Below are 3,090 nucleotides of genomic sequence, written 5' to 3'. Positions count from 1 at the left end.
AAACTGTTCCAATTTTTTTAGATTGTGCTGGGTCAGCGGGTTTTCATACATTTTGGTATTCATGGCCGGCGCAATCACCTTTTTGACATGGAGAGGCAGAGCCAGCGCTGCAGCAGTAACCATATTGTCCGCCAGACCGTTGGCCAATTTGGCAATGGTATTGGCTGTGGCAGGCGCTAGGGCAAAGACATCGGTCTTTTTGGCGATGTCGATATGGTTGACCTTGCTGGGATCAGGCTCTTGCATGATGTCCAGTGCGACTGGTCTTTGGGACAAGACCTGCAGGGTCAGAGGCGTGATAAACTCAGCAGCTGCCTCTGTCATGAGAACAGCCACTTCAAAGCCTTCTTTTTTCAGGCTGCTGGTTATATCGGCTGCCTTGTAAGCTGAGATGCTGCCGGTAACGGCAAGAGTAATCGTAGTCATAAGTTAAAGTTCCTTTGCATGGAGATAATGGACAAGCAGCTGAGCAATTTCTTCCTTGGACTGAGCTTCTTCCAGAGAATCTTTGCGGACCAGATAGGCCTGATGGCGGTCTTCTGAAATGTCCAGCAAGTCATTGGCGACAATGATGTCGGCCTGATTCTTATCCAGACTGGCACGCGCCGTTTCTATGAGCTTTTCCTTGGAAACATCTACCAGAAGTTTAAAGCCGATCAGGCGGATGTGGGGATTCCATTCTTTGACCTTGCTGATAATTTTCGGCGTTTTCTTGAGAAAGAGGACCTGACTTTCCTCCTGAGAAGAAATCTTGCTTTCTGAGTTGCTCCTGTCCAAAAACTCTGCCACATCTGAGCTGGCAGCGACTTCTTCCAGGCCTGTCATATAGACTGGTGTGTAGTCCGATACGGCCATGGAATGAATGAGGGCATCATGGGTCTTGACCAGCGGCTCCAGCACCGCAAGGAGTTCTGCGACATTTTCGACAATTTCAATCCTTAGGTGCTCATGAGCAGCAGGCTTGAGCGCCTTGCGGGTGGTGACCAAGGTTACTTGGTCGCCCTTGGCTAAGAACTTTTCCGCAATGGCTGCACCCAGCCGTCCGGTCGAATGATTGGTAATGGAGCGGACCCGGTCGATTTTCTCGCTGGTACCGCCAGAGGTAATCAATATGTTCATAGCCCTATTTTACAAGAAAAAAGAAATTTAGTAAAATAATTCTAGTTACAAAGTGTTACAGCGGAAGTTTGAAGAGCATTCCCTCTAATATCTTGTGTTTTCATCGAGCCTGTCTTGCTCTGATATTTACTTTTTCCCGAACATTAAAAACAATACAGAGTTTAATCGTGCAGTTTTTACTCTTTTTTGCTATAATCAATCTATCAAATTAGAGGAGTTCCTGATGAAAACAGATATTGAAATTGCTCAGAGCGTTGAATTGAAGCCTATTGTAGATGTAGTGGAGAAGATTGGCATCAGCTATGATGACCTGGAACTCTACGGCAAATACAAGGCCAAGCTCAGCTTTGATAAGATCCGCGAAGTGGAGAAAAATCCTGTCGGCAAGCTGATTTTGGTGACAGCGATCAATCCAACTCCAGCAGGAGAAGGCAAGTCTACCATTACTATCGGCCTAGCAGATGCCCTCAATAAAATCGGCAAGAAAACCATGATTGCTATCCGCGAACCGTCTCTGGGACCGGTCATGGGCATCAAGGGCGGAGCTGCAGGCGGCGGTCATGCTCAGGTCCTGCCGATGGAGGACATCAATCTGCACTTTACTGGCGATATGCACGCCATTACAACGGCCAATAATGCCCTCTCTGCGCTGATTGACAACCATCTGCATCAGGGAAACAGTCTGGGAATCGACCAGCGCCGGATTATCTGGAAGCGGGTCGTGGACCTCAATGATCGGGCCCTGCGCCATGTAACGGTTGGCTTGGGCAGCCCGGTCAATGGCATTCCGCGCGAGGATGGCTTTGACATCACCGTAGCCTCTGAAATCATGGCCATTCTCTGTCTGGCAACAGATATTGAGGATCTGAAGCAGCGATTGGCTCAAATTGTCATCGGCTACCGCTATGATCGCTCACCTGTCTATGTCCGTGATTTGGAAGTGGAAGGCGCACTGGCTTTGGTGCTGAAAGATGCCATCAAACCCAACTTGGTGCAGACCATTTACGGAACGCCGGCCTTTGTCCACGGCGGACCTTTTGCCAATATCGCCCATGGCTGCAACTCTGTCCTGGCCACCAGCACCGCCCTGCGCTTGGCCGATTATACGGTAACGGAAGCCGGCTTCGGAGCTGACTTGGGAGCTGAGAAATTTTTGGACATTAAGACGCCCAACCTGCCAACCAGTCCGGATGCAGTCGTTATCGTAGCAACCCTTCGCGCCCTTAAGATGAATGGAGGTGTAGCCAAGGATGCCCTGACAGAGGAAAATGTTGCTGCTGTGCGGTCTGGCTTTGCCAATCTCAAACGCCATGTGGAAAATATTCGCAAATTCGGCATTCCGGCAGTAGTGGCTATCAATGAGTTCGTCTCCGACACTGCAGCTGAAATCGCTGCTCTCAAGGAACTCTGCGCAGAAATCGGGGTTCCTGTCGAACTGGCCAGCGTCTGGGCAGACGGAGCAGAGGGAGGTGTGGCCTTGGCTGAGACAGTGGCCAAGACCATTGATGAGCAGCCGGCTGACTATGTCCGTCTTTATGACAATGACCTCAGTATTGAAGAAAAGATCGAAAAAATTGTCAAAGAAATCTACCGCGGTTCTAAGGTTACTTTTGAAAAGAAAGCACAGACTCAAATTCGCGACATTGTCAAGAACGGCTGGGACAAGCTGCCCATCTGTATGGCCAAGACCCAGTACAGCTTTTCTGACAATCCTGCTGCCTTGGGAGCACCGGAAAACTTTGACATCACCATCCGGGAACTGGTACCAAAACTGGGTGCCGGCTTCATCGTAGCCCTGACCGGTGACGTCATGACCATGCCGGGTCTGCCAAAACGTCCGGCTGCCCTTAATATGGATGTGGCCGCAGACGGCACGGCGATTGGACTCTTCTAAATTGAATAGAAATACAGAAAAAAGGCTTGTTATGAGCCTTTTTCTGGTATAATAAAGACATATGTCTATTTAAAGGA

At 49.4% G+C, this 3,090-nt stretch carries 3 protein-coding genes; 1 reads left to right on the top strand and 2 read right to left on the bottom strand.

The genetic code is table 11. The features are described 5' to 3' along the window. Together STRDD11_RS11070 and STRDD11_RS11065 are read right to left on the bottom strand one after the other, a co-directional pair. The coding region (locus STRDD11_RS11070) for a flavoprotein (protein WP_128837483.1) at positions 1-426 on the bottom strand (426 nt) is incomplete at its 3' end. A 3-nt stretch (positions 427-429) separates the two neighbouring features. After that, entirely contained in the window at positions 430-1,119 is a 690-nt protein-coding gene (locus STRDD11_RS11065; protein WP_128837357.1) for a phosphopantothenate--cysteine ligase, read from the bottom strand. 223 nt (positions 1,120-1,342) lie between these two features. Here STRDD11_RS11065 and STRDD11_RS11060 point away from each other — a divergent pair, with 223 nt between their 5' ends. Further along, entirely contained in the window at positions 1,343-3,013 is a 1,671-nt protein-coding gene (locus STRDD11_RS11060) for a formate--tetrahydrofolate ligase (protein WP_128837356.1), read from the top strand. The last annotated feature ends 77 nt before the right edge of the window (positions 3,014-3,090 follow it).

This window comes from Streptococcus sp. DD11 (assembly GCF_001578865.1).
GTDB lineage: Bacteria > Bacillota > Bacilli > Lactobacillales > Streptococcaceae > Streptococcus > Streptococcus panodentis.
Note: the sequence above shows the minus strand (reverse complement) of the source record. Positions and strands in the feature narration are given on the sequence as shown.

Excerpts from the sequence above, each read along its gene's own strand:
- STRDD11_RS11065 (WP_128837357.1), bottom strand. The coding sequence starts at position 1,119 with ATGAACATATTGATTACCTCTGGCGGTACCAGCGAGAAAATCGACCGG.
- STRDD11_RS11060 (WP_128837356.1), top strand. The coding sequence starts at position 1,343 with ATGAAAACAGATATTGAAATTGCTCAGAGCGTTGAATTGAAGCCTATT.